The 24,199-nt window shown below is 74.3% G+C and carries 24 protein-coding genes; 15 read left to right on the top strand and 9 right to left on the bottom strand.

Features of this window, described 5'->3' with window-relative positions:
• The first annotated feature begins 6 nt into the window (after positions 1–6).
• Both GA0074704_RS12815 and GA0074704_RS12810 read left to right on the top strand, forming a co-directional pair.
• A complete protein-coding gene (locus GA0074704_RS12815; protein WP_088970717.1) occupies positions 7–384 on the top strand; it encodes a hypothetical protein in 378 nt (125 codons plus the stop codon).
• 391 nt (positions 385–775) lie between these two features.
• A complete protein-coding gene (locus tag GA0074704_RS12810) occupies positions 776–1,570 on the top strand; it encodes an SGNH/GDSL hydrolase family protein (RefSeq protein ID WP_088970716.1) in 795 nt (264 codons plus the stop codon).
• Positions 1,571–1,636: 66 nt separating this feature from the next.
• On the opposite strand, the gene GA0074704_RS12805 is transcribed toward GA0074704_RS12810, so the two are convergent.
• Positions 1,637–3,151 (bottom strand): APC family permease, encoded by a 1,515-nt coding sequence (locus GA0074704_RS12805; RefSeq protein ID WP_088970715.1) that lies wholly within the window; start codon positions 3,149–3,151, stop codon positions 1,637–1,639.
• Between the two features lie 194 nt (positions 3,152–3,345).
• On the opposite strand from GA0074704_RS12805, the gene GA0074704_RS12800 reads away from it, so the two are divergent.
• Positions 3,346–3,999, top strand: a complete 654-nt coding sequence (locus GA0074704_RS12800) for a GOLPH3/VPS74 family protein (RefSeq protein WP_088970714.1) — start codon at positions 3,346–3,348, stop codon at positions 3,997–3,999.
• Between the two features lie 102 nt (positions 4,000–4,101).
• Here the strand turns inward: GA0074704_RS12800 and GA0074704_RS12795 are convergent, their stop codons facing one another.
• Positions 4,102–4,704 (bottom strand): GNAT family N-acetyltransferase, encoded by a 603-nt coding sequence (locus tag GA0074704_RS12795; RefSeq protein WP_088970713.1) that lies wholly within the window; start codon positions 4,702–4,704, stop codon positions 4,102–4,104.
• Positions 4,705–4,942: 238 nt separating this feature from the next.
• On the opposite strand from GA0074704_RS12795, the gene GA0074704_RS12790 reads away from it, so the two are divergent.
• Positions 4,943–6,571: an alpha/beta fold hydrolase gene (locus GA0074704_RS12790; RefSeq protein WP_088970712.1), complete on the top strand. Its 1,629-nt coding sequence runs from the start codon at positions 4,943–4,945 to the stop codon at positions 6,569–6,571.
• Between the two features lie 65 nt (positions 6,572–6,636).
• Here GA0074704_RS12790 and GA0074704_RS12785 read toward each other — a convergent pair whose 3' ends face one another.
• Together GA0074704_RS12785 and GA0074704_RS12780 are read right to left on the bottom strand one after the other, a co-directional pair.
• Positions 6,637–6,831 carry a GTPase activator gene (locus GA0074704_RS12785; RefSeq protein ID WP_088970711.1) on the bottom strand — a complete coding sequence of 65 codons (195 nt, stop codon included), beginning with the start codon at positions 6,829–6,831 and terminating at the stop codon, positions 6,637–6,639.
• An 80-nt stretch (positions 6,832–6,911) separates the two neighbouring features.
• A complete protein-coding gene (locus GA0074704_RS12780; protein WP_088970710.1) occupies positions 6,912–7,799 on the bottom strand; it encodes a DUF72 domain-containing protein in 888 nt (295 codons plus the stop codon).
• 121 nt (positions 7,800–7,920) lie between these two features.
• Here GA0074704_RS12780 and GA0074704_RS12775 point away from each other — a divergent pair, with 121 nt between their 5' ends.
• A complete protein-coding gene (locus GA0074704_RS12775) occupies positions 7,921–8,427 on the top strand; it encodes a DinB family protein (protein WP_088970709.1) in 507 nt (168 codons plus the stop codon).
• A 102-nt stretch (positions 8,428–8,529) separates the two neighbouring features.
• Positions 8,530–9,297 carry a hypothetical protein gene (locus tag GA0074704_RS12770; protein ID WP_157743662.1) on the top strand — a complete coding sequence of 256 codons (768 nt, stop codon included), beginning with the start codon at positions 8,530–8,532 and terminating at the stop codon, positions 9,295–9,297.
• Between the two features lie 156 nt (positions 9,298–9,453).
• Here GA0074704_RS12770 and GA0074704_RS12765 read toward each other — a convergent pair whose 3' ends face one another.
• Entirely contained in the window at positions 9,454–10,062 is a 609-nt protein-coding gene (locus GA0074704_RS12765; protein ID WP_197697624.1) for a TetR/AcrR family transcriptional regulator, read from the bottom strand.
• Positions 10,063–10,181: 119 nt separating this feature from the next.
• Positions 10,182–10,649: an LIC_13387 family protein gene (locus tag GA0074704_RS12760; protein WP_157743661.1), complete on the bottom strand. Its 468-nt coding sequence runs from the start codon at positions 10,647–10,649 to the stop codon at positions 10,182–10,184.
• Between the two features lie 102 nt (positions 10,650–10,751).
• On the opposite strand from GA0074704_RS12760, the gene GA0074704_RS12755 reads away from it, so the two are divergent.
• A complete protein-coding gene (locus GA0074704_RS12755; protein WP_088970705.1) occupies positions 10,752–11,213 on the top strand; it encodes a DUF427 domain-containing protein in 462 nt (153 codons plus the stop codon).
• A 31-nt stretch (positions 11,214–11,244) separates the two neighbouring features.
• Positions 11,245–11,985, top strand: coding sequence for a Pr6Pr family membrane protein (locus GA0074704_RS12750; RefSeq protein ID WP_172880530.1), 741 nt, complete (start codon positions 11,245–11,247; stop codon positions 11,983–11,985).
• A 9-nt stretch (positions 11,986–11,994) separates the two neighbouring features.
• Here GA0074704_RS12750 and GA0074704_RS12745 read toward each other — a convergent pair whose 3' ends face one another.
• Positions 11,995–14,070: an amylo-alpha-1,6-glucosidase gene (locus GA0074704_RS12745; protein ID WP_088970704.1), complete on the bottom strand. Its 2,076-nt coding sequence runs from the start codon at positions 14,068–14,070 to the stop codon at positions 11,995–11,997.
• On the bottom strand, positions 14,067–14,444 hold the full coding sequence (locus GA0074704_RS12740; protein ID WP_088970703.1) for an SCP2 sterol-binding domain-containing protein: 378 nt from the start codon (positions 14,442–14,444) through the stop codon (positions 14,067–14,069). Before GA0074704_RS12740 ends, GA0074704_RS12745 begins: the two co-directional genes overlap by 4 nt.
• A gap of 471 nt (positions 14,445–14,915) precedes the next feature.
• Here GA0074704_RS12740 and GA0074704_RS12735 point away from each other — a divergent pair, with 471 nt between their 5' ends.
• Positions 14,916–15,962, top strand: coding sequence for an NAD(P)-dependent alcohol dehydrogenase (locus GA0074704_RS12735; RefSeq protein WP_088970702.1), 1,047 nt, complete (start codon positions 14,916–14,918; stop codon positions 15,960–15,962).
• Positions 15,963–16,007: 45 nt separating this feature from the next.
• Here the strand turns inward: GA0074704_RS12735 and GA0074704_RS12730 are convergent, their stop codons facing one another.
• On the bottom strand, positions 16,008–16,517 hold the full coding sequence (locus GA0074704_RS12730) for a mycothiol transferase (RefSeq protein WP_088970701.1): 510 nt from the start codon (positions 16,515–16,517) through the stop codon (positions 16,008–16,010).
• Positions 16,518–16,603: 86 nt separating this feature from the next.
• Here GA0074704_RS12730 and GA0074704_RS12725 point away from each other — a divergent pair, with 86 nt between their 5' ends.
• From GA0074704_RS12725 to GA0074704_RS12700, 6 genes are all read left to right on the top strand, one after another.
• Entirely contained in the window at positions 16,604–17,119 is a 516-nt protein-coding gene (locus tag GA0074704_RS12725; protein ID WP_088970700.1) for a 2'-5' RNA ligase family protein, read from the top strand.
• A gap of 47 nt (positions 17,120–17,166) precedes the next feature.
• Positions 17,167–18,267 carry an endonuclease domain-containing protein gene (locus GA0074704_RS12720; RefSeq protein WP_088970699.1) on the top strand — a complete coding sequence of 367 codons (1,101 nt, stop codon included), beginning with the start codon at positions 17,167–17,169 and terminating at the stop codon, positions 18,265–18,267.
• On the top strand, positions 18,254–18,922 hold the full coding sequence (locus GA0074704_RS12715; RefSeq protein WP_088970698.1) for a hypothetical protein: 669 nt from the start codon (positions 18,254–18,256) through the stop codon (positions 18,920–18,922). The genes GA0074704_RS12720 and GA0074704_RS12715 overlap by 14 nt, the downstream gene beginning before the upstream one ends.
• Positions 18,919–22,218: an ATP-binding protein gene (locus GA0074704_RS12710; RefSeq protein ID WP_088970697.1), complete on the top strand. Its 3,300-nt coding sequence runs from the start codon at positions 18,919–18,921 to the stop codon at positions 22,216–22,218. The genes GA0074704_RS12715 and GA0074704_RS12710 overlap by 4 nt, the downstream gene beginning before the upstream one ends.
• 74 nt (positions 22,219–22,292) lie before the next feature.
• Positions 22,293–23,129 (top strand): MEDS domain-containing protein, encoded by an 837-nt coding sequence (locus GA0074704_RS12705; protein WP_231926841.1) that lies wholly within the window; start codon positions 22,293–22,295, stop codon positions 23,127–23,129.
• Complete coding sequence (locus GA0074704_RS12700) at positions 23,126–24,130, top strand: sensor histidine kinase (protein ID WP_088970695.1); 1,005 nt, start codon at positions 23,126–23,128, stop codon at positions 24,128–24,130. Before GA0074704_RS12705 ends, GA0074704_RS12700 begins: the two co-directional genes overlap by 4 nt.
• Positions 24,131–24,199: the final 69 nt, after the last annotated feature.

Raw genomic sequence — 24,199 nt, 5'->3', positions numbered from 1 at the left:
GTGACGATGACGGCGAACGACGCAGCGCACGGCGGACCGGAGTCCGTCGGCCCGTGGGGCACCACGGACGGCTTCGACGCCGGACCGCCCTGGGGCGCGGGTGAGGACGACCCGATGGGCGAGGGCAGCGAGGAGGCCGCCGTACCGCCGGGGCGGCGCGGCGAGCGCCGCGCCGGGGAGCCGGCGGCCCCGACCGGTCCGGCCGGCCGGCACGGCTTCGGGTCGGTCGAACCGGGCCGGCCCGTGGAGGCCGGTCCGGGGGCGCCGCCCGACCCGGCGCCCGCCCGCCGGTCCTTCCCCGACGACGCGGCCGGCGGGGACCTGCCGGACAACGCGCTGGAGGAGGCGACCGGGATGCACCCGGAGGGGATCAGCCGGGACTGAGCGCACGATTCGGCGGGCCGGTTCAGGGGCAGTCGCCCCGGACCCGGCCCGCCCGCAGGTGGACGACGCCCTGACCCCCGCCACCCAGGGGTACGCCTGACCGGTTCCCCGAGGAGGACGCCGCCGGTCCGGCGCGGAGCACACTGTCCGCCGCACACCCTCGACGACACTCGCCGTCGACCTGAACGCCCGGGTCGGCGGCTTCGGCACGTCCGGCGCTCCGAACCCTCGGCGCCGTCGACACAAACGCATCCATGATCTTCGATACACGCCCGGATCGCAAGCCTGAGCGACGACATTCACACCAGGTGTCAGATCGAGCACCGGGAATGTTACCAGCGGGTAGACGACATGTTACGAAGTGGGCCCCCATCCCCCTGGAGGCCCACCGATGCGCATCCGCATCACCCCCACCGTCGGCGCACTCGTCGCCGGCCTGCTGCTCACCCTCGGTCTGGCGACACCGGCCGCCGCGGCCGGCACCGACTACGCCGCCCTCGGCGACTCGTACTCCTCCGGCGTCGGCACCAACAACTACGACGGCACCAGCGGCTCCTGCCTGCGCAGCCCGCAGGCGTACCCGCGGCTCTGGGTCAACAGCCACGCCGTGTCGACGTTCCAGTTCGTCGCCTGCTCCGGCGCCACCACCCGCGAGGTGCTCGGCAACCAGCTCGGCGCGCTGAACTCCGGCACCGACCTGGTCACCATCAGCATCGGCGGCAACGACGCCGGCTTCGCCGACGTGGTGACCACCTGCCGGCTCGGCACCGACAGCGGCTGCCTGTCCGCGGTCAACAACGCCAAGTCCTACATCACCGGGACCCTGCCCGGCCGGCTCGACGAGACCTACCAGGCGATCCGCAGCCGGGCCCCGTACGCCCGGGTGGTGGTGCTCGGCTACCCGCGCCTGTTCGAGCTGGGCTGGTGCGGCTTCGGCAGCATCAACGAGTACAAGCGCGGCCTGCTCAACGGCGGGTCGGACACCATCGCGACCGTCATCTCCGCGCGGGCCGCGGCGGCCGGGTTCACCTACGCCGACGTCCGCGGCCGGTTCGCCGGGCACGGCGTCTGCGCCGCCACCCCGTGGATCAACGGCACCACCTTCCCGATCGTCGAGTCGTACCACCCGAAGGCCGCCGGTTACTCCTCGGGCTACCTGCCCGCGCTGACCGCCGTCACCGGCTGACCGACCCCGGAAACGACGAACGGCCCGACCGCGCGAGGCGGTCGGGCCGTTGTCGTCCCAGGTGGGTCAGCGGCGGTGGCCGGTGGCCCACGCCTCACGCTCGGCGTCCGGCACCGGGTGCAGGCCGGGCTCGTGCAGGCCCTCCTCGGTGACCCGGCCGATCCGGGCGTACGCCTCGGGCCGAACGGACTTGAGGGCCACGCCCCAGATCAGGCCGATCACCAGGGCGGCGACCGGGATCGCCGGCAGCAGCCACTTCAGGTACGCCGGGCTGCCCGGCACCAGCAGGGAGTCGAAGTTCACCAGCAGCACCCCGAGCACGGCGGCCAGCAGGATGGTGCCCAGCGTCGGGGCGATCACCCGCTGCCACGCCGTCTCCGGGCCCGGCCGGCCCCGGAAGAAGCCGACCACGGAGGCCGAGGTCAGCGTCATCAGCAGCACCACGCCGACCGCGGCGGCGCCGGAGAGCCAGGTGAACAGGTCCACCACCGGGTCGCGGTCGGTGATCACGAAGGCCATGAAGACCACGAGCGCGAGCGCGGTCTGCACCAGCGAGCCGGCGATCGGCGCGCCGCTGCGGTTGGAGGTGGCGCCCAGGAAGCGGGGCAGCACGTTCTCGCGACCCAGGGCGTAGAGGTAGCGGGCCACACCGTTGTGGAACGACAGCAGCGCGGCGAGCACCGAGGTGATGAACAGCACGTTGGCGATGTCCGCGATCACAGTGCCGGTGTACTGGTCCAGCGCGCCGAACACCACGCCCGCGCCCGCCTCACCGGAGGCCGCGGCGGCGTTCTCCGGGCCGGTGAGCACGGTCAGCGCCCACGCCGAGAAGGCGTAGAACAGGCCGGTGAAGGCGACCGCGATGTAGGTGGCCCGGGCCACCGTACGACGGGGGTCCTTGACCTCCTCGCTGTAGATGGCGCCGCTCTCGAAGCCGGTGAAGGAGGCGATGGCGAACGCCAGGACGGCGCCGAAGCCCGCGGTGAACAGGTTGCCCGGCGCGAGACCGTCGAAGGTGATCGAGCCGCCGGCCGGGTTGCCCAGGGCGACCAGGTCGAAGATGAGCACGATGACGCACTCGAGGCCCAGCAGGACGGCCAGCACGGTCGCGTTCAGGTCGATCCGCAGGATGCCCAGCAGGCCGACGACGACCCAGGCCAGCAGGGCCCAGATCCACCACTTCAGGTCGATGCCGAACTTGGTGTCCATGAACTCCTGGAGGATCGCGCCGAACAGGCCGTAGAGGCCGATCTGGATCGCGTTGTACGCGGCCAGGGCGACCGCCGAGCCGGCCACGCCGCCGGCCCGGCCCAGGCCGTTGGCGATGTACGCGTAGAACGCGCCCGCGTTGGCCACGTGCCGGCTCATCGCGGCGTAGCCGACCGCGAAGATCGCCAGCACCGCGGCGAGCAGGATGAAGCTCAGCGCGGCGCCGACGTTGCCGCTGACCGCGTACATGGTGGTGACGCCGCCGCCGAGAACGGTCAGCGGAGCCGACGCGGCGACGGTGAAGAAGACGAGGTGCGCGGTGCCGAGCCGACCGCGGCGCAGGCCGCTGTCGAAGAACGGATCGGAGGACAAGGTTTCTCCTGAGGGGGGTGAGACTTGAGGGGCGATCAGAGATCCTGTGGCAGGGTATTGGTGATCACGGATCGTCACAAGTCCACTTCGGAGATCATTGCACCGGTGTTCACATGATCGCCCGAATTGAACAGCGCGTGTGCATGCCGTACCGTGCCGTGTCGACGCTCGTAGCGGCCTGGCTGAGGATGCCCATGACCAACCACAGTGCACACTCCGCGTATCGACTCGCCGATGCGCTGTTCCTGATCGGGCACGATGAGTTCTCCGGCAAACCCCACGGCGCCACCGATCGCCTGGAGTTCGCGTTGGCCGGCGCGGCGATGGCGGAGCTGATCTTCGAACGCCGGATCACCATCGACAACGGCAACGTGGTGGCGATCGACCGACGGCTCTGGCAGGAGCCGCTCACCGACCTGATCGTCACCGAGATCCTCGGCCGGGAGGGCGCCCACCCGACCCGGCTGTGGATCCGTTACCTGCGAGAACACCAGCAGATCCGCGAGCGGGTCGGCACCCGCCTGGTGAACAACGGGGTGGTCCGCCGGGAGCAGAGCCGGGGCCTGCGCCGCACCGTGCGGTGGCCCGCGGTGGACCCGAACCAGGCGGCCGCCCCCCGGGTCCGGCTGACCGCGCTGCTGATGCGCCACGAGCAGAGCCAGCTCGACGTGGAGACCCTGCTGCTGGCCTCGCTCACCGGGGCCGTCGGGGTCGGTCAGGTGGCCTTCGACGAGCAGGTCACCGCCAAGATGCGGGACTGCCGCAAGTTCCTTCCGCCGCCGCTGGACGGGCTGGTCGCGGCGGTCGTCACCGCCCTCGACGCGGCCACGGTGGCCGTCCGCCGCTGACCCGCGCAGCCGGCCCGGTGCCGGTATGCGGGACGCTGTGGCCCGGTTCACACCGGTCGATGTGGCCGCCCACCCCGGCGGGGTGGGCGGCCGACACGGCCGTCAGGCCGGGTCGCGCCACATCGGGTAGAGGCTGGGGCCGCCCGGCAGCTCCAGCGTCACCGGGGTACGTCGGAAGCCGAGCCGCTCGTAGAGGGCGGCGTTGCGCGGGCAGCTGGCCTCCAGGTATCCGGCGTGCCCCTCGGCGTCCAGCCGGGTCAGCTGGTGCTGGAGCAGGGCGCTGCCGACGCCCTGGCCGTGGTGGTCCGGGTGGACGCCGATGAACGGCAGGTACCAGTGCGGCTCGGCCGGGTGGTTGGCCGTCATCAGCTCGTCGAGGACCGCGAAGCGCTTCATCGCCTCGGCCCCGACCCCCGCCTCCAGCGACCGGTAGAGGTCGCTGCCGTCGTCACCGTGGTCGGTGCCGTCGACCGGCAGCCACAGGGTGGCGCCCGCGCCGTCACCGGCCAGCCAGACCTCGCCGCCGTCCAGCGCCAGCTGGACGAACTCCCCGAAGAACGCGGCGTGCACCCGGGCCCGGTGCTGCTCGTCCGGGAAGATCCAGCCGCTGACCGGGTCGGCCATGAAGGCCTCCCCGAGGAGCGCGCCGACTGCCTTCGCGTCGTCCGGCGACGCCCGCCGGATCTCGCCCTGCCACTGCACCATCTGGCTTCTCTCCCGCACCCTGACCGGCGACCGGTTGGTCGCACTGTGTCTACATCGAACCGACCCGGCACGCTACCAGTCGGGACTCGTTCCGCCACAGGCCCCGGACACCGCGGGCCACCGGCACCGCACGGATCGGCGGTCGTCCACCTCTTCCCTCCGGCAGCCGCGGGGAGCAGACTCGGCTGCGGCGCCGTGGCTCCGCAACGCCGCGGTGCGACAGACCGAAAGGGACGGTATGAAGAGAATCGTGGCGGTCGCCGCGGTCGCCGGGCTGATCCTCGGTGGCACGGGCGCGCCGACGCAGGCGGCGTCGCAGACCCGGCCCACCGCCGGCCAGGTCTCCTTCGACCCGGCGCCGATCGCGTGGGGCGAGTGCGCCAGCCCGGGCCTCGCCCGCCGGGGCGGCCAGTGCGGCTTCGTCGAGGTGCCGCTGGACTACGACCACCCGACCGGCAAGAAGATCAGGCTCGCGGTCTCCCGGATCGCGCACAAGACCTCCGACGCCGACTACCAGGGCGTCATGCTGGTCAACCCGGGTGGCCCCGGCGGCTCCGGCCTCACCCTCTCGGTGCTCGGCGAGTACGTGCCGAACGGCGCCGGCGAGGCGTACGACTGGATCGGTTTCGACCCGCGCGGGGTCGGCTCCTCCGAGCCGGCGCTGAGCTGCGACGGCAGCTACTTCGGCTACGACCGGCCGTACTACGTGCCGGTCACGCCCGCGCTGGAGCGGACCTGGCTGAAGCGGTCCGAGGGGTACGCGAAGGCGTGCACGGCGGCCGGCGGCGAACTGCTGGACCACCTGAAGACGACCGACACCGTCAAGGACATGGACGTCATCCGCAAGGCGCTCGGCCGTCAGCAGATCAACTACTACGGCTTCTCGTACGGCACCTACCTGGGCCAGGTCTACGCGACGCTGTTCCCGCAGCGGGTCCGCCGGATGGTGCTGGACGGCAACGTCGACCCGCGTGACGTCTGGTACGAGGCCAACCTGAACCAGGACGTCGCCTTCGACCGCAACATCAAGGTGTACTTCGACTGGATCGCCCGCAACGACGCGGTCTACCACCTGGGTGACACCGGCGCGAAGGTGGAACGGCGTTTCTACGCCGAGCAGCTCAAGCTGCTCAAGCGGCCCGCCGGTGGGGTGATCGGCCCGGACGAGTGGTCCGACATCTTCCTCCAGGCCGGCTACTACGTCTACGGCTGGGAGGAGGTCGCGCAGGCCTTCGCCGGCTGGGTGCACGACGGCGACTGGCAGACCCTCAAGGACCTGTACGACGCCGGCAACCCGCAGGGCCCCGGCGCGGACAACGGCTTCGCCGTCTACCTCGGGGTGCAGTGCACCGACGTGCAGTGGCCGAAGAGCTGGAACAAGTGGCGCGTCGACAACTGGCGGACGTTCCTCAAGGCGCCCTTCGAGACCTGGGGCAACGCCTGGTTCAACGCCCCGTGCCGGTACTGGTCCCGTGAGGTCGGCAAGCCGGTGCGGATCGACGGCGGCACGGTCGGTGGCATCCTGCTGATCAACGAGACGCTGGACGCCGCCACGCCGTACCCGGGCGCGCTGGAGGTACGCAGCCGCTTCCCCAAGGCCGTGCTGGTCGAGGGGGTCGGCGGCACCACCCACTCCGGTTCGCTGAGCGGGGTGGCCTGCACCGACGACACCATCGCCGCGTACCTGGCCACCGGCGCGCTGCCGGAGCGGGTCGACGGCCGCCGCTCCGACGTGCGGTGCGACCCGGTTCCGCAGCCGGTCCCGGCCGGTGCCGCCGCCCGCGCCACCGGGCCGGGCCTTGCCCCGGCCGCTGGAGCGGGCGACCTCGACCGTCGGGAGCTGCAGAAGCTGATCGGCACCCGCTGACCGGTCGCGTACGAACGGTGCGGGGTGGTGCCGGTCGGCACCACCCCGCACCGTTTTCCGTCCGGTCAGCTGCCGGTGCCGTCCTCCCCCGGGTCGCCCATGGCCGGCGGCTCGACGACGGGACGTCCGGTGTCGTCCACCAGGCCCGGCGCCATGCTGCCGCCGTGCGCCTCCTCCGCCGCCCGGGTCGCCTCCGGGTCGCGGCCGTCGGGCCGTGCCGCCTGCTCGTCACGCCGGTCCCGCTGCGGTACTTCGCTCATCGGTTCCCCCTCCGTGGTGCCTCGGCACCGCCGGTACCCGGCCGGCCGCCAGGGAAACCCGGCGACGGCACGGGCCCGGGTCAGGAGACCGCCGGCGCCGCCTCGGGAAGCAGCTCGGCCAGCCGGGCCGCGTCCCGCTGGGCCTGGTCCCCGCAGCAGTTGTTCATCAGCACGTGCAGCTCGGTGGACTGCTCGCCCAGCTCCGTCAGCCGCTCGGCCCAGCCCCGCAACTCCTGCTCGCCGTACGCGTAGCGGAACTTCTCCTGCTTGTCCCCGCTGGTCCAGGCCGCGCTGTGACCGTGGAACCGGACCACGGCCAGCTCGGCGGTGGCCACCAGGATCGGCGGCACCGACGAGGTGTGGCCCTGCGGCATGTCGACGCAGACGTAGCTGAGGCCCTGCGCGGAGAGGAAGGTCAGGGTGTCCACCGCGGCCGGGCCGTCGAACCAGGAGGCGTGCCGCAGCTCCACGGCCACCCGCCACGGCCGGCAGCGGGCGGCCAGCTCGACGATCCGCCGACGGGCCGCCTCGCCGCGGGCCAGCCACGGCGGGAACTGGAGCAGCACCGCGCCGAGCCGGTCGGCCGCCGCGATCGGTTCCAGCGCCGCCCGGAACCGGTTCCAGACCTCGTCGTACGTCCCGGAGGGCAGGTCCCGCCACCGGATCCGGCTCGGCCCACCGGCCGGTCGCAGGTCCCTGGGCAGCGCGGCGACCGGGGTGTGGTGACCGGTGAAGAGGCTGAACGCCTTGACGTCGAAGGTGAAGCCGGGCGGCGTGGCGTCGACCCAGCCGGTGGTGGTCTCCGGCGCCGGCACCGCGTAGTAGGAGGTGTCCACCTCGACCACTCCGAAGCGGTCGGCGTAGTAGCCGAGCCGGCCGGCCGGATTGTTCACCTGGCGCGGATACCAGCCGGAGCGCACCAGCATCTGGTCGGCCCAGGACGACGTCCCCACCTTGATGACACCCATGTAATTCAGTTCACCCCGACCCGTCCGGTTCGGCAACCGGAGGCGGTCCGGCGTGGACGCCGGGAAGTGTCGGTGGGGCGGCGTACGGTCGGGCAGGACGACGAACGAAAGGCAGGCGGCGATGAGCGTCTCCGACCAGGTCCGCACCGGTGAACGGGCCGATCTGCTGGCCGTCCTCCAGCGACACCGGGGCTTCCTGCGCCACACCGTCCGCGACCTGACCGACGAGCAGGCCGCGCAGCGCAGCACCGCCAGCGAGCTGTGCCTCGGCGGCCTGCTCAAGCACGTGGCGGTGACCGAGGAGCGGTGGGCGCGGTTCGCCGTCGGTGGCGCCGAGGCGATGCAGAGCACGCCGATCGACTGGGCGGGCCAGTTCCGCATGGCCGAGGGCGAGACGCTCGCCGGGCTCCTCGCCGAATACGACCGGGTGGCCGCCGGGACCGACGCCCTGGTCACCACGCTCGACCTCGACGCGAGCCACCCGCTGCCGGAGGCGCCCTGGTTCGAGCCCGGGGCGGCCTGGTCGGTGCGGCGGGTGCTGCTGCACGTCATCGCCGAGACCGCGCAGCACGCCGGGCACGCCGACGTCATCCGCGAGTCGATCGACGGCGCGAAGACGATGGGCTGAGCCGGCCCGGCCGGGCCACCGGCGTTCGCTGACCGGTGGCACAGGTCACCCACCCCTCGCGGATGTGACGTCCCAGCGCCCGACGGCGCTGAGGGACACGAGATGAACGCACACCGCATGGACCAGGAAACCGTCGAGCGCCTGCTCGTCGGTCCGGTCGTCGACCCCGCGGACGGACCCCCGGCACTGGTGCAGCTGCTGGCCGCGGTCCGCGCCGCGCCGCGCCCCGCCGAGCTGAGCGGAGAGGCCGAGGCGCTGCGGGCGTACCGGATGGTCCGGGCCGGCTCGACCGTCCCACTGCGCCCGGTGGCGGCGCCCCGGACGGGGCTGGCGGGTCGGCTGGGCGTGCGTCTGGCCGCGGTCGTCGTCGCCGTCACGGCCACCGGCGGAGTGGCCTTCGCCGCCGCCGGTGGCAACCTGCCCGGTCCGCTGCGGCACCGCCCCGACCCCGTGCCCGCCCCGTCGAGCACACCGGCGCACCCGACCCTGCCGGCGGTCGGGCCGGCCGCACCGTCGCCCTCCGGGCCGGCGCGGCCGGCACCCGCCACGTCCGCGTCGACGGCCGGGCTGTGCCGGGCGTACCGCGCCGACGCCGGCGGCAACTCGGGCCGGGCGTTGGAGAACCCGGTCTTCTCCGGGCTGATCGCCTCCGCCGGGGGCCGGGACCGGGTCGCCGGGTACTGCGACCGGCTGCTCGAGCAGCACTCCGGACGGTCCGAGTCGACCGCGCCGGGGACGCAACGGGGCGGCGCGGGGTCCACCGGCCAGCCGGCCGGGCGCCCCGACCGGCCGGCGGCGGAGCCGTTGAACCCGCCCGGGCGGCCCGCCTCCCCCGCTGTCACCGCCCCGCCGGGGCCCGGCAGTCACTGACCGGGCGCAGCCACCTCGGGGCCCTGACCCGACGTGCCGCGCCTCGCGCCGTCCGCGTTCCTCGACGGCCCGCCACGCCGCAACCCGGCAGCCCGCCCGAACCAGGGCAGGCCGAAGCGGGTCAGCTCGGCGGGGCGCTGCCCCGGGGGGAGCCGGTCACCGGTCGGCACTGTCGTTCCGTGGGGGGGTGACCACGCCGATCACCGTGTCGAGGTACGCCAACTGGTCGGCCCTCCCGTCCGGGACCAGCTCGGGCATCCGGACCATCAGTTGCAGGTGCCCGACGTGGGTGCTGTACGCCAGCAGCGCCCGGCGGGCGGCCTCGTCGGCATCGAAGCCGAGATCCTCGAAGAGCGTCCGGAGGTAGTCGACGCGTCGGCGTACCACCCGGTGCACGGCCGGGGCGACCAGCGGGTCACCGGCGGCGGCGAGCAGGTTGACCTCCACCCGGACGTGCAGCCGCCCGGCGGCGGCCGTGGTGGTGGTGCTGGCGAAGAGCTGGCGGAGGGCGGCGGCCGGGTCGACGGGGGCGCCCAGCGCCTCGATGACCCCTTCGGTGTGCTCCCGCTCCCACCTGGCCAGTGCGGCGGTGACCAGCGCGTCGCGGTTGGCGAAGTGCCAGTAGAAGCTGCCCTTGGTGGTGCCGAGCCGGACCGCGAGCGGCTCGACCGCCACCCCGGCCAGGCCCTGCTCACCGATCATCTCCAGGGCCGCCCGCGCCCAGTCCTCGGCGCTGAGGCGGCGCCGTCGCCCGTCCGCACCCACCGCCGTAACGTACCGTCCCGCCGGCCGGCCCCGGACCACCCCACGCTTCCCCGGCGGGGTGGGGCCGTGACCGGCGGCGGAGCGGCGCGGGATGAGGGTGCGGCCCCGTGCCCGCGCCCTCATCTCCGTCGCCCCGGCGTCAGCGCCAGCGCGCGCAGCTGTGCCACCAGGCCCGCCCCGAAGATCACCACCGGCGGCGTCGGGAACGCGGCCAGCGAGATCGCGAAGCCGGCGCCGGCCACCGCCGTGTTGAGTGCGGTCAGCGAGCGGTCCCGCTGGTACGCCTGCGGCGCCGCGCGCAGCGCCAGCAGGTTCAGCGACCCGTACCCGACGGCCAGCAGGGACATCGTCACGCTGAAGCCCTGGTGCAGCGCGGCCATGTCGTGGCCGTGGCCGAGCAGCCGGACCGGGACGGCCCGCATCGCCCGGTGCGCGGCGGCCTCGCGGGTCGAGGGGGGACGCCGTCGTGCGGCGGCGGTGATCGCGAGGTGCCCGGCGCCGGCCAGGACGAAGCAGCCGGCGCCGAACCGGACCGCCCGGCGCAGCCGCCGGTCGAGGGGTTGGTTGTCGACACGTGGGCTGTCCATCCGGACCACCTCCATACGGGTGCGTATGGAAGGACGTTAACATACGCCACCGTACGGTGGAAGGCCGTGCCGGCGCCGACGACGGTTGGATAGCGTGGCGGCATGGAATCGGTCTGGGACTATCCGCGCCCGCCCCGGCTGGAGCGCACCCTCCGCCGGATCACCGTCGTGCACGCCGGGGTGACCGTGGTGGACAGCGACCGCTGCTGGCGGGTGCTGGAGACCTCCCACCCACCCGTCTACTACGTCCCCCGGGACGAGATCACCGGCGCCCGGCTGGTCCCGACCGACCGGCGGACCTGGTGCGAGTGGAAGGGCGAGGCCAGCTACTGGGACCTGGCCGTCGGCGACGTCCGGGTCCGCGAGGCCGCCTGGTCGTACGAGCGACCCACCCCGCCGTACGCGGACCTGGCCGGCGCGGTCGCCTTCTATCCCGGCCGGGTCGACGAGTGCCGGGTGGACGGCGAACGGGTCCAGGTCCAGCCGGGCGACTTCTACGGCGGCTGGATCACCGCCGACCTGGTCGGACCGTTCAAGGGCGCTCCCGGCACCCTGGGCTGGTGACCGCCCGACGGGCGGCTGGTAGCTTGCGCCGATGAGTCTGCGGCGTCGACGCGTGGCGATGCTCTTCCGCCTGGCGATCGTGATCAGCGTGCTGGCGGGGATCGTGCTCACCGCCCTCGGTCCGGCCACCGTCACCGGCCTGCTGCCCTACTTCACCATCCAGAGCAACGTCGCGGTCGGGATCTTCGCCGGCTACGCCGCCTGGTGCGCCTGGCGGGAGCGACCGGAGCCGCCGTCGGCCCTCAAGGGCGCGGTCACCCTCTACATCACCATCACCGGCGTGGTCTACCACCTGGTGCTGGCCAACCCGGCCAGCCCGTTCGCGATGGTCCAGCCGCAGCGCGCGCTGGGCGAGGCGCTCGGCAACCAGTTCCTGCACACCGTCGTGCCGCTGCTGGCCGTCACGGACTGGGCCCTGTTCGACCGGCGTGGCCGGCTCCGCCCCCGGTACGCCGCCTGGTGGCTCGCCTTCCCGCTGGCGTACCTCGGGTTCGCGCTGCTGCGCGGCCTGGTGGTGCACCGCTACCCGTACCCGTTCATCGACGCCGGGCAGCTCGGCTACGACGGCGTCTCGATCAGCGCGGTCGGCTTCGCGTTGGTGTTCTGGCTGCTCGGCCTCCTCTTCGTCGGCGTCGACCGGCTCCTCGGCCGACGCACCCCCCGGGAGCCGGCACCGGTCCCCGCGGCCGCGCCGGCCCCCGAGCGGGCGCCGGCCGCGGCGGACGCGGCGGGACCGCGCGGCGCGTCGGTGGAGGCGCCGGCCGAGCGGTGAGCCGGCCGCTCAGCCGCCGGTCCGGGCCCCCTGGCCACGCGGGGCCTTCGTCGCCGCCCGGTCCCGGCCGTACGCGTCGGCGTACCCCCACCGGCCCGGGATGTCCAGCAGCTCGACCCGGCCGAAACCGGCCGGCAGGGCCGGGTCCACCAGCAGGTTGTCCCCGCAGGGCCGCAACCCGAGGGTGGTGGCGAGCAGCATGAGCAACGCGCCGGAGGCCCAGGACTGCGGACGACCGGCCGCCGGCAGCCGCACCGGATAGCGGGTGACCTGCCGGTCGTAGCCGGCCACCAGCTCCGGCACCGAACCGCCGAGCGTCTCGGCCAGGGTGAACACGGCGTCGGTGATCCGGGCCGCCTCCACGTCGAAGCCGTACCGGCGCAGCCCGGCCGCGACCAGCGCGTTGTCCGACGGCCACACCGCGCCCAGGTGGGCGCCGACCGGGTTGTACGGCAGCTGCCCCTCGGCGTACGTGCGCACCCCCCAGCCGGAGAACAGCCGCGGGTCGAGCAGGTGCCCGGCCACCGCGTCGGCCTTGTCGGGATCGACGATCCCGCTCCACAGCAGGTGGCCGATGTTCGAGGCGAGCGCGTCGACCGGGGTGCCGTCCGGCTCCAGGGCCAGCGCGTAGTACCCCCGTTCGGGCAGCCACCAGTCCCGGTTGAACCGTTCCCGCAGCGCCACCGCCTCCCGCTCCAGCCGGTCGGCGTACTCCGGGTCGCCCCAGATCTCCCGGGCCAGCCGGGCGCCCCGCCGTTTCGCGTCGTACGCGTAGCCCTGCAGCTCACAGGTGGCCCGGGGCAGCGCCGGCACCCGACCGAACCGGTCCCGGATGGCGTCCGGCGAGTTCTTCCAGCACTGGTTCTGCACGCCACCGTGCGGGGTGCGGGACCGGTACCGCAGGTAGCCGTCACCGCACAGGTCGCCGTACGCGTCGATCCAGTCCAGCGCCATCCGGGCCGGGTGCCGCAGCTGCCGCACCAGGTCCGCGTCACCGGACCAGAGCTCGTACTCGTCGAGCAGCACCACGAACAACGGGGTCGTGTCGGCCGCGCCGTAGTACAGCGAGGTCGGCTGCTCGCCGAAGGCCGCGGACTCGCCGTACCGGGTCTCGGAGAGGATCTTTCCGGGCTCCTCGTCGTGGCGGTCGTCGAGCTGACCGCCCTGGGCCAGCGCCAGGGCCCGCAGGGTGGCCGGTGCCAGCTCCGGGGTGAACGGCAGCGTCTCCAGGCAGGTGATCAGGGCGTCCCGGCCGTAGAGGCTCATCGCCCAGGGCAACCCGCCCACCGGCACCGCCTCGGCGTACGCCAGCGGCGAGTAGCGCAGCGCCGCCAGGTCGGTCAGGCAGGCCCGGTAGATCTCGGACACCGCCTGCCGGCCGGAGATCAGCTGCGGCGCCCGGTCCAGCCAGTCCCGCAGGTCGGCCCGCATGTGGTGGCGGACCCGCTGCTGGTGCGCCTCGAGGTCGGCACGCAGGTCACGGGTGCCCTCGCCGCGGATGACGCACGCGACGTGCAGGTCCGTGGTCCACGACTCGTTCGGCTCGATCCTGATCCGGAAGGTCAGCCCGTCCGCGTCCACGTCAGCCGGGGTGGTGGCCGTGACGACGGTCTCCCGGGCGAACCGCTCCCGCTGGTAGCGCAGGCACAGTTGGCTCTTCTCCGGCACCACGTCGACGTCGACCGTGCGGCGGCGCGGCCCGGCGATCTCGGCGGTGTCGGCGAAGTCGCTGCCGACCTGCAACCGGACGGTGAGATCCGCCGGCTCCGCCGAGTGGTTCAGCACGGTGATCCGCTCGTTGAATGCCTCGTCGAGTGAACGGTGACGGATCACGGAGACGTCGGCGTCGACGTAGTGGCTGGCCGTGCCGGGCACCAGGAAGAACCGGGCCTCGAAGTAGGTCATGTCGTCGCGGGACAGCACGTTGAGCGGGGTGCCGTCCACGGTGAGCACCCAGTGCGACAGGAACCGGGTGTCGAAGGAGAACAGGCCGGTCGGCGCCTTCGGGTCCGGCCGCATGTCCCCCTGGGCGTCGGACACGGCGAAGGCGTTGCCGGCCATCACGTGGACCAGTTCCTGCCTCATCGGTCCCCGTCCCCGTCCAGGCAGTACGACCGGGGGTGGTGGGCGTCCGGCGGCCCCGGGAACAACCGCCGCAGCGACATCAGCAGCCGCAGGTTCCCCCGGGCCGTCACGTCGTTGCGCAGCAACGCCGAACCGATGTGCGTCCCACCGGCGGCGAGCCGGTCGAAGACCGGGCGCTCCCCGCCCACGATCAGGTCGGCCTCCTCGTACGACCGGCTCACCCGGACGGTCTGGTGGTCGATGGTGAGGTGCCAGTGGTCCGTGTGCCCGTCCTCGCGGATGTCCAGCCGCAGGGTGCCGGACGTGGTCTCCGGCAGGTCGGGATGTCGACCCGGTACCCGGCTGGCGAGATGCTCCGCCGCCGACATGGCCATCGAATCCGCCCCTTCCCACGGTCACTGGTCCCCGCAGCGTCCCCCGGCCGGGGGTGAGCCCGGCTCACCCGGTCGGGGTGATCCGGTCGGGACCGGATCCGGCGGACGAGCCGGAGTCGGAACGCGAATCGCGGGTAGTGCGGGACCGGTACGACCGGGACGGGAGAGGCGCGATGGGACTGGACGGAACGTCGGCGGACCGGGTGCTCACGGCGCTGCTGGCCATGCAGCGGCAGTCCTGGGAGCAGGGGGTGGCCGGGCACGCCCTGCTCGAGGGCTCTGGACCCGCGCACCGGCCTCTACGCGGCCCGCTGGGACGAGAGCCTCGGGCGGCAGGCGTTCCACCTGCTCGCGTACGCGGCGGCGGGCGGCTGGACATCGGCCGGCAGTAGGAGCCGGGGCGGGCCGTTTGCCCGCTGCCTCGCCGGGCACGCAGCGGCAGGGACGACGACACGGACGGGAGTTCACCCGATGCGCGCGCTGCGACTGCCGAACTGGAAATCCGAGCCGGAACTGACCGAGGTGCCCCGACCGGAGCCGGGACCCGGCCAGGTGGTGATCAAGGTGGGCGGCGCCGGGGCCTGCCACTCCGACCTGCACCTGATGCACGACTTCGAGGCCGGCGCGGTGCCCTGGAACCCGCCGTTCACCCTGGGCCACGAGAACGCCGGCTGGGTGCACGCCCTGGGCGCCGGGGTGACCGGGCTGACCGAGGGACAGCCGGTGGCCGTCTACGGGCCGTGGGGCTGCGGGACCTGCGCCCGCTGCCGGGTGGGGGTCGACACGTACTGCGAGAACCCGGCCGCGGCCCCGGTGCCGGGCGGCGGGGGCGGGCTGGGCCTGGACGGCGGAATGGCCGAATACCTGCTGGTGCCCGACGCCCGGCACCTGGTGCCGCTGCCCGAGGGGCTCGACCCGGTGGCCGCCGCGCCGCTGACCGACGCCGGTCTCACCCCGTACCACGCGATCCGCCGGTCCCTGCCGAAGCTGCTGCCGGACAGCACCGCCCTGGTGATCGGCGTGGGCGGTCTCGGACACGTGGGCGTGCAGATCCTCAAGGCCACCACGGCGGCCCGGGTGATCGCGGTGGACACCCGCGACGACGCGCTGGCCCTGGCCCGGGAGTACGGCGCCGACCTGACGCTGCGCCCGGACTCCGACGCCGCCGAGCGGATCCGCGCGGCGACCGGCAGTCGGGGCGCGGACGTGGTGCTGGACTTCGTGGGCGCGGACGCCACCCTGAAGCTCGGCGTGTCGGTGGCCCGGACGCTGGGCGACCTGACCATCGTCGGACTCGGCGGCGGCACCCTGCCGGTGTCGTTCTTCGGGGTGCCGTACGAGGTGAGCATCCAGACGGTCTACTGGGGCAGCCGGCCGGAGCTGATCGAGGTGCTCGACCTGGGCGCCCGGGGGCTGATCAAGCCGAAGATCACCACGTTCGGCCTGGACCAGGCGGTCGACGCGTACCACCAGCTGCGCGACGGCACGCTGGAGGGCCGCGCGGTGATCGTGCCGTGAGCCGGTGCGGGCCGGCCGGGGCGGATCGTCCCGGCCGGCCCACGGTCAGTCCGCCAGGACCAGCCCGCGTACGTATGCGGCCTGCCCGGCGTGCTGGAGGTCGTCGTCGGCGACGCTGACCAGCCGGACGCCGAGGGTCACCGGCGGGTCCCAGGCCTCGTCGACCACCCGGTCCAGGTCGGCGGCGGTCAGCCCGGCCAGGAAACGGCTCGTGCGGTCGTGCACCGCGTCGAAGTAGCCGATCAGCGCCGTGCCGCCCTCCGGCCGCACCGCCGCGATCTGGTCGGGGCCGTGCCCGAATCCGGTGTCGTCCGGGTCGGCCGTCAGCCCGAAGCGGGGCGCCCAGTCGCCGGAGACCCAGATCTGCTCCTCACCCAGCAGGTCGGCGACGTGGTGGTCCTGGATCCGGGTCAGGTGCCAGACCAGCCAGCCGACCGGGTTGGCCCCCGGCGCGGGAGCCCGGCGCAGCTGCTCGGCGGAGAGGCCGTCCACCGCGGAGCGGACCAGGTCGGGCAACCGCCCGTACACCTCGGTCAGCAGGTCGTTCGCGTCCACCGGGCACCGCCTCTCGATCGTGGTTGCTCGCCTGGGACCAGTACCGCCGGGCGGCGGCGGCAAACCTCGCGCCTAGGGTGATCGTCATGGTCGCGGCGCTGGAGCTGTATCTGGACACCGACGCCACCCGGCGGATCCGGGTGCTCTGGGACGCGCTGGAGTCCGAGGGGGTGCAGAGCCTGCGGTCGCTGCTGGAGCAGCGGCACCGGCCGCACGTCTCGCTGGCGGTGGCGTCCCGCTTCGACCCGGACCGGGTGACCGAGGCGCTGGCCGGCCTGCCGGTGGCGCCACCGCTGCGGTTGACCTTCCAGTACGCCGGCCAGTTCGTCGGCCGGGTGCTCTGGCTCGGCGCCACCCCCACCGCCGAGCTGCTCGACCACCACGCCCGGGTGCACGAGCGGCTGACCCGGGCCGGGATCGCCGGATTCGAGCACTACCGGCCGGGCCACTGGGTGCCGCACTGCACGCTGTCGATGCGGGTGCCGAACGCGCTGATGTCCGCGGCGGTCCGCCGCTGCCTGGAGATGCTGCCGTTGCAGGCCACGGTGGTCGGGGCGGCCCTGGCCGACCACGCCCGGGGCATCGCCCACCCGCTGGCCTGAGGTCGGCCCGGGTGCCGGGGACGACCATCGACCCGTATGGTCGGGCCATGACCGGGGCGGCGCAGTGGTGGGACGCGCCCCCGGCCCACCGGGTGAGTCTCCTGCCCGACGTCGACCCGGAGCTGCTCGCCGTGGCGCTGGACCCGCTGCCGCCGGGCGCGCCGGCGGTGCTCCGGGTGCACGGGCTGCCCGGACGCACCGCGGGCGAACAGGTCGCCGCCCTCCTGACCGAGCTGGACCGGGCCGCGCTCGCGCTCTTCCCGAGCTGGCTGCCCGGCGCCGACCGGCTCGACGGCCCGCACCCGCTGGGCGCGGCGGCGGTCCGGTCGCTGGCCGCCGCGGCGGCCGCCCGGTCGGCCGCGTTCGGCCCGTTCCTCACCGACCTGGCGGGACGCGCGTTGGCCGCCCGGTCCGGGCCGCCGGCCGGGAGCCGGCACGCCGGCCGGTCCCGCTTCCCGGCGGAGGTACGCGCCGCCGGGCTGGCCCGGGTGCTCGCCGACGCGTACCGGCGCACCGGCGTGGTGCTGCTGGTCGAGGTGCCCGACGGGCTCACCGCCGAGGGTGAACGGGTCCTCGCCGCGAGCGCCGAGTGGCTGGCCGGGCACGGCCGGTTCACGGTGTGGCTGGCCGGGAGGCCACTGCGGACGGTCGACCGGGTGCCCGTCGTCACGGTGACGCTGCCGCACGAGGTGCGCGCCGTGGCCGAACCGGCGGCCGGTGGCGGGCCGGCGCCGACGGGGGCGCTGGTGAGCTGCCCGCCACTGTCCGGGCTGCCGCGCGCCGACAGCCCCGCCGAGCAGACCCTGGAGCGGGCGCTGTCCCGCCACGGGTGGGCGTACGGCCGGCGGTGGAACCACACCTGGCAGGGGCATCCGCTCGGCCCGGCGTACCGGTTGGACCTCTGCTGGCTCGCCGAGGGCCTTGCGGTGGAGGTCGACGGGCCCGAGCATCGTGGGCGGGTGCGCTTCGCCGACGACCGGCGGCGCGACGTCCACCTGCAGCTGCTCGGGTACGACGTGCTGCGGTTCACCAACGACCAGGTGCTCACCGACGTGCCCGCCGTGCTCGGGAGCATCCGTGATCTGCTGGCCACCAGACGGGCGGCCGGCCCGCACCACGAGGAGAAGAGGCACCATGCCGACCACTGACGACGGACCGGATCTGACCCCGAACCAGATCAACGCGCTCGTCGTGCTGATGGCCGAGGCGCGCAGCCTGACCAACACCGAGCTCAAGGAGCTGGCCGGCTTCGCGTTGACCGGGAAGGACAACGCCCGGCTGGTGGCGGCGGGCCTGGTGGAGACCGACCGGACGCAGCGCCCCTTCGCCCACGAGCTGACCGACCGGGGTTGGAAGGTGGTGCGGGAGCTGCACCGGGCCGGGCCGCCGGCCCGCAGCGGCTCGGCCACCCGGTCGCTGGTGACCCTGCTGGCGAACCTGCACCGCTCGCTGGACCGGCTGCGGGTCAGTCACGGCGAGTTCTTCAAGCAGGCAGGTATCGAGGAGCCGGCGGTCGTCGCCGACGCGCCCGCCTCGACGGCCGAGGTGGAGGCGGCGATCCGGGACGCGTACCGGGAGCTGGCCGGGACCACCGGCGAGTGGGTACGGCTGGCCGACGTCCGGGACCGGCTCGCCGGTCACGACCGGTCCACCGTGGACGCCGCGCTGCGCGCGCTGGCCCGCCGGGACGGCGTACGGGTCATCCCGGTGGCGAACTCGAAGTCGCTGACCGCGCGGGACCGCGCGGCGGCCGTCCGGATCGGCGACGAGGACAACCACGCCCTGTCGATCGGCGTGGCATGATCGGTCCCGAGCAGCGGACGGCCCTGGAGGCGTTGACGTTCAACCCGGCCGCCACCCCCGACGACGTCTGGCTCCCCTCCCCCTTCGACGTGCCGGAACTGCACGAGCGGGTGGTCCGGGAGATCCTCGGCGGGGTCAACAAGGCCCGCACCGACGACACCGCCCGCCCGCTGGGCGTGGCGATGCAGGGCCGGGCGGGCGCCGGCAAGACCCACCTGCTCGGCGCGGTACGCGAGACCATCCAGCGCGACGGCGGCTACTTCTTCCTGGTCAACATGATCAACGGCCGTACCTTCTGGGCCAGTGTGGCGCTGTCCCTGGTGGAGGGGATGGGCCGGCCGGACGCCGCCGGTTGGGGCACCCAGCTCAAGACGTTCCTGCGCCGGCTCAGCGCCTACCTGGGCATCCCGGCCGAGGTACGCGACGCGGTGGCCGGCCTGGCCCCGCTGACCCGGGAGCACCTGGACACCTTCATCCGGGCGCTGCGCACCTACAACCGGGAGGTCGGCCGGGACGCCCAGGACACCGCCCGGGCGCTGGTGCTGCACGGGGCGCTGGACTTCGCCGCCCAGGACGTCGGCTACGCCCACCTGATCTCCGAGCCGGGCGACCCGGCCGCCCGCGCCGAGTGGGGGCTCACGCCGACCATCCGCACGCCCCAGCAGATCGTGCAGGAGATCTCCCGCCTGATGGCGCTGACCCTGTCGCCGACGGTGATCGCCGTCGACCAGCTGGACACCCTGTTCGCGCAGACCAGCACGGCCCTGTTCGACCAGCACGAGGCGTTGGAGGACGCCCACGCCCGGGCGTTCGGGCCGGTCGCCGACGGGCTGCTGACCCTGCGTGACGTCACCCGGCGCACCCTGACCGTGGTCTCCTGCCTGCCCGACACCTGGCAGCTGCTGACCCGCAGCGCCCCCACCCCGGTCACCGACCGGTTCCGCACCGCGCTGCTGCCCGACCGGATCCCGACCGCCGAGATCGGCCGGGCGATCGTGGAGAAGCGGTTCACCGCCGCCTTCGCCGACCTTCGGTTCGTGCCGCCGTACCCGACCTGGCCGATCCGGCCGGAGGCGTTCGAGGACGCACCGGACCTCACCCCCCGCGCGCTGCTGCGCCGGGTGGACCGGCACGTCGCCGCCTGCCGCGACGCCGGCGAGGTCGTGGAGCTGGCCCGACTGGTCGAGGGCCCACCGGCCGCCGGCACGGCGTCGACGACCGGCGCGGCGGGATCGGAACGGGTCGGCGTGACCTCGGGCCCAGGGCTCACCCCCGGCGCTGGCGCCGGGACCGGGGACCTGGACGACCTGACCGACCTGGACCGGCGCTTCGCCGAGCTGGTCGCCGCCGCCCGGGTCGCCGACGCGCTGGACCCGACCACCGAGGACGCCCGGATGCCGGAGCTGCTCGCCGCCGGGCTGGCCGCCTGGACCGCCGAGCAGGCCCCGACCGGCGCCACCTACAAACACGACCCGCCGCCCGGGCGGAAGCCGGCGCTGCACGGCCGGTTGATCGAGGTGCTGGACGAGGCGACCGAGAACGAGGCGCACTGGTGCTTCCGGGCCATCGCCAGCGGCAACGCGATCGCCGTGCTCAGCCGGGTCCGGGCCGCCTGCACGATGGCCGGGCTGGACCGGGAGATCCCGCAGCGCCGGTTGGTGCTGCTGCGCAACGGGCCGTGGCCGACGGGTCCGCGTACCCGACAGGTGCTGGCGGCGTTCGACGCGGCCGGCGGCGTCGTGCACGCCGTCACCGAGGCGGACCTGCGGGTCTTCGCGGCGCTGCGGGAGCTGGCCGCGACGCCCGACGCCCGGCTGCCGGAGTGGCTGGTGTCCCGCCGCCCGGCCAGCGGCACCGCGCTCCTGCGCGACGTGCTCGGCGACCCCGGGGTGCCGGCGCGCCAACCGGCCACCACCGACGCCAACCCGACCGCCGGTCCCCCGGCGGCGGAGGGAACGACCGGCGGTGCGACACAGGCCGGGACCGTGGAGCCCGGCGGCGCGGCACAGGCCGGGACCGTGGAGCGCGGCGGTGCGGCACAGGTCGGGACGGTGGAGCCCGGGGAGGGGGTGCTCACGCTCGGGCACACGGTCGACGGCGGGGCGCCCTTCGGCGTGCGGCTGGAGTCGCTGCGCCGGCACACCGTCGTCTTCGCCGGGTCGGGTTCCGGCAAGACGGTGCTGATCCGCCGGCTGGTCGAGGAGTGCGCCCGCCAGGGCGTCTCGTCGATCGTGCTGGACCCGAACAACGACCTGGCCCGGCTCGGCGACCCGTGGCCGCGGCCACCGGCCGGTTGGGGGCCGGGCGACGAGGGGCGGGCCCGGGACTACCTGGACCACACGGACGTGGTCGTGTGGACGCCCCGGCTGCTCGCCGGCCGCCCGCTGGCGTTCCAACCGCTGCCCGACTTCACCCCGGTCTGGGACTCGCCCGACGAGTTCGACCAGGCGATCCGTTCGGCGGTCGAGGCGCTGGCCCCGCGGGCCGGGGTGAACCGGCCGACGAGGCTCGCCCAGCAGGGCAGGGCCGTGCTCACCGAGGCGCTGCACGCGTACGCCCGCAGCGGCATGGTGGGCCTGCCCGGCTTCGTGGAGTTCCTCGCCGACCTGCCCGACGGGGTGAGCCGGATGGCCCGCGCCGACCGGCTCGCCGCCGAGCTGGCCGAGACGCTGAAGGCCGCGATGGTCACCGATCCGCTCTTCGGCGGTGTCGGGGCGCCCGCCGACCCGGGCGTGCTGCTCACCCCCGCGCCGGGCCGGCGGGCCCGGGTCTCGGTGATCAGCTTCGTCGGGCTGAACTCCGACGAGCAGCGGCAGAGCTTCGTCAACCAGCTCCAGATGGCGCTCTTCGCCTGGATCCGGCGGCACCCGGCGGGCGACCGGCCGCTGGGTGGGCTGTTCGTGATGGACGAGGCGCAGACCCTCGCCCCGTCGACCGGGAACACCCCGTGCACGGCCAGCTCGATCGCGCTGGCCTCGCAGGCCCGCAAGTACGGGCTGGGTCTGGTCTTCGCCACCCAGGCACCGAAGGGCCTGCACAACCAGATCTCCGGCAACGCGACCACCCAGTTCTTCGGGCTGCTCAACGCGCCGGCGCAGATTGACGCCGCGCGTACCCTGGCGGCGGCCAAGGGCGGTCGGCTGCCGGACATCGGCCTGCTCGACAGCGGCGAGTTCTACGCCGCCGGGGAGGGTTTCTCGTTCGTCAAGGTACGCACCCCGCTCTGCCTCACCCACCACCCGAAGGCGCCGCTCACCCCCGAGGAGGTGCTCGACCGGGCCCGGCCGGCCGGATGAGCCGGCCCGTGGGCAGCACCCACGTCGACCGTCGTCGAAACCCGGCCTACACTGACCTGCATGGGAGGGACCACGTGACCGACGCGCAGCGATCAGCCGCGCCGCCCGACCATGTCTGCTGGTCCTACGACGACCCGGCGGCGTTCGACGCCGCCGCCCGTGGATACCTCTCCCGCGGGCTCGCCGACGGTGAGCAGGTCTGGTATGTCGGGCCCGATGGGGCCGAGTCCGCCCGGGCCCGCCTGGGCGGCCTGCCGGGCCTCGACCAGGGGCTGCGCACCGGCGCCGTCCGGATCGTGGCGACGGGCTCGGCGTACGACAAGGACGAGAAGCTCGACCCCAGCGCCCAGGTGCGCGCCTACGCGGCGGCGACCGAGGCGGCCCTGGCCGAGGGCTACACCGGGCTGCGGGTGGTCGCCGAGGCCACCGACCTGGCCCGCACCCCGCAGCAGCGGGACCTGTTCGCCCGCTACGAGCACCTGGTCGACCGCTACATGTGGTCCCGGCCGTTCGCCGCCATGTGCGCCTACGACCGGCGCCAGCTGGGCGACCGGGCGGTGGCCGAGCTGGCGTGCATGCACCCCCGGACCAACGCCCCGGGGCTGTTGTTCACCCTCTCCGCGTGCGGCCACCGGCAGGACGACTGCGTGGTGCTGGCCGGCGAGCTGGACCCGTCCAACCACGAACTGTTCGCCACCGCGCTGGAGCGGGCCGACCTGCGCCCGGTCGACGGCGAGCTGCGGCTCTGCGCCCCCGGGCTGCGCTTCATCGACCACCGCTGCCTGCTGCACCTGCAGGGCTACGCCGCCCGGCGCGGCGTCACCGCCGTCCTGCACACCACGCTGTCCGCCGCGCCCCGGCTGGTCGAGCTGCTGGGCCTGCCCGACGTGCGGGTGGAGGTGACCCGGTGAGGACGGGAGCCGCCGCCGGTCACCGGGGCTACTACCACGAGGCCGTCTGCTACGGCTCCGACGCGGAACTGCTGGCCGTCACCGTGCCGTTCCTGCTCGGCGGGGTGGCTGCCGGTGAGCCCACCCTGGTCGCCTTCGGCCCGCGCAGCGCCGACCTGGTCCGGTCCGCGCTGCCCGCCGACTCAGGCGTCCAGTTCCTCTCCGGCGGCGACGTGTACGCCCGCCCCACCGGCGCGATCCGCTCCTACCGAACGCTGCTCACCGACCTGGTGGCGGGGGGCGCCGGGCAGATCCGGATCATCGGCGAGCTGGCGCCGGAGACGTTCGGCGTCACCTGGGACTGGTGGGCCCGGTACGAGTCGGCGATCAACCACGCGTACGACGACTTCCCGCTCTGGAGCATGTGCGCGTACGACACCCGGATCACGCCGCCGCACGTGCAGGCCGACATCGCCCGGACCCATCCCCGGTACGCCACCGCCGAGGGGCGGCACCTGCCGAGCCCGGACTACACCCACCCGGCGGACTACCTGTCGGAGAACCGCCCTCCGGTGACCGACCCGTTGCAACTGGCCCCGCCGCTGGTCGAGCTGACCGACCCGACGGCGTCCGAGGCCCGCCGTGCGGTGTACGCGGCCGACCAGGGCCAGCTCTCCGTCGACGAGATGGAGGACCTGGTGGTGGCGGTCAGCGAGGCGGTCACCAACGGCCTGCGGCACGGCCGACCGTCGGTGCGGCTGCGGGTCTGGGCCGGGGAGGACCGGATCGTCGTCGCCGTCACCGACCGGGGTTCCGGTCCGGCGTACCCGTTCGCCGGGCTGCTCCCGACCGGCGACGGCGCCGCCGGCGGGCTCGGGTTGTGGATCACCCACCAGTCGTGCAACCACGTCGCCCACTACCGCGACGCCGACGGGTTCACCGTGCGGCTGACCGCCGGGAACCCGCACTTCCGGTCGGACGGGGTGACCACGGCCGACGTCACGGCGGCGGCGGCCGGCTGACCGGCCGGCCGGCGACAATCCGGCACCTCGGGTGGGGTCGGGTCCGTCGCGTGCGCCGCCGCTTGCCCG

This window comes from Micromonospora siamensis, assembly GCF_900090305.1.
GTDB lineage: Bacteria > Actinomycetota > Actinomycetes > Mycobacteriales > Micromonosporaceae > Micromonospora > Micromonospora siamensis.
This window is presented reverse-complemented; position numbering and strand designations above follow the sequence as displayed.

What these genes read in the sequence shown, in the direction of transcription:
- GA0074704_RS12790 (WP_088970712.1), top strand. Translation starts at nt 4,943, where the DNA reads ATGAAGAGAATCGTGGCGGTCGCCGCGGTCGCCGGGCTGATCCTCGGT.
- GA0074704_RS12815 (WP_088970717.1), top strand. Translation starts at nt 7, where the DNA reads ATGACGGCGAACGACGCAGCGCACGGCGGACCGGAGTCCGTCGGCCCG.
- GA0074704_RS12740 (WP_088970703.1), bottom strand. Translation starts at nt 14,444, where the DNA reads ATGGCCATGTCGGCGGCGGAGCATCTCGCCAGCCGGGTACCGGGTCGA.
- GA0074704_RS12780 (WP_088970710.1), bottom strand. Translation starts at nt 7,799, where the DNA reads ATGGGTGTCATCAAGGTGGGGACGTCGTCCTGGGCCGACCAGATGCTG.
- GA0074704_RS12735 (WP_088970702.1), top strand. Translation starts at nt 14,916, where the DNA reads ATGCGCGCGCTGCGACTGCCGAACTGGAAATCCGAGCCGGAACTGACC.
- GA0074704_RS12800 (WP_088970714.1), top strand. Translation starts at nt 3,346, where the DNA reads ATGACCAACCACAGTGCACACTCCGCGTATCGACTCGCCGATGCGCTG.
- GA0074704_RS12785 (WP_088970711.1), bottom strand. Translation starts at nt 6,831, where the DNA reads ATGAGCGAAGTACCGCAGCGGGACCGGCGTGACGAGCAGGCGGCACGG.
- GA0074704_RS12775 (WP_088970709.1), top strand. Translation starts at nt 7,921, where the DNA reads ATGAGCGTCTCCGACCAGGTCCGCACCGGTGAACGGGCCGATCTGCTG.
- GA0074704_RS12760 (WP_157743661.1), bottom strand. Translation starts at nt 10,649, where the DNA reads ATGGACAGCCCACGTGTCGACAACCAACCCCTCGACCGGCGGCTGCGC.
- GA0074704_RS12795 (WP_088970713.1), bottom strand. Translation starts at nt 4,704, where the DNA reads ATGGTGCAGTGGCAGGGCGAGATCCGGCGGGCGTCGCCGGACGACGCG.
- GA0074704_RS12725 (WP_088970700.1), top strand. Translation starts at nt 16,604, where the DNA reads ATGGTCGCGGCGCTGGAGCTGTATCTGGACACCGACGCCACCCGGCGG.
- GA0074704_RS12720 (WP_088970699.1), top strand. Translation starts at nt 17,167, where the DNA reads ATGACCGGGGCGGCGCAGTGGTGGGACGCGCCCCCGGCCCACCGGGTG.
- GA0074704_RS12770 (WP_157743662.1), top strand. Translation starts at nt 8,530, where the DNA reads ATGAACGCACACCGCATGGACCAGGAAACCGTCGAGCGCCTGCTCGTC.
- GA0074704_RS12715 (WP_088970698.1), top strand. Translation starts at nt 18,254, where the DNA reads ATGCCGACCACTGACGACGGACCGGATCTGACCCCGAACCAGATCAAC.
- GA0074704_RS12745 (WP_088970704.1), bottom strand. Translation starts at nt 14,070, where the DNA reads ATGAGGCAGGAACTGGTCCACGTGATGGCCGGCAACGCCTTCGCCGTG.
- GA0074704_RS12710 (WP_088970697.1), top strand. Translation starts at nt 18,919, where the DNA reads ATGATCGGTCCCGAGCAGCGGACGGCCCTGGAGGCGTTGACGTTCAAC.
- GA0074704_RS12750 (WP_172880530.1), top strand. Translation starts at nt 11,245, where the DNA reads ATGAGTCTGCGGCGTCGACGCGTGGCGATGCTCTTCCGCCTGGCGATC.
- GA0074704_RS12755 (WP_088970705.1), top strand. Translation starts at nt 10,752, where the DNA reads ATGGAATCGGTCTGGGACTATCCGCGCCCGCCCCGGCTGGAGCGCACC.
- GA0074704_RS12810 (WP_088970716.1), top strand. Translation starts at nt 776, where the DNA reads ATGCGCATCCGCATCACCCCCACCGTCGGCGCACTCGTCGCCGGCCTG.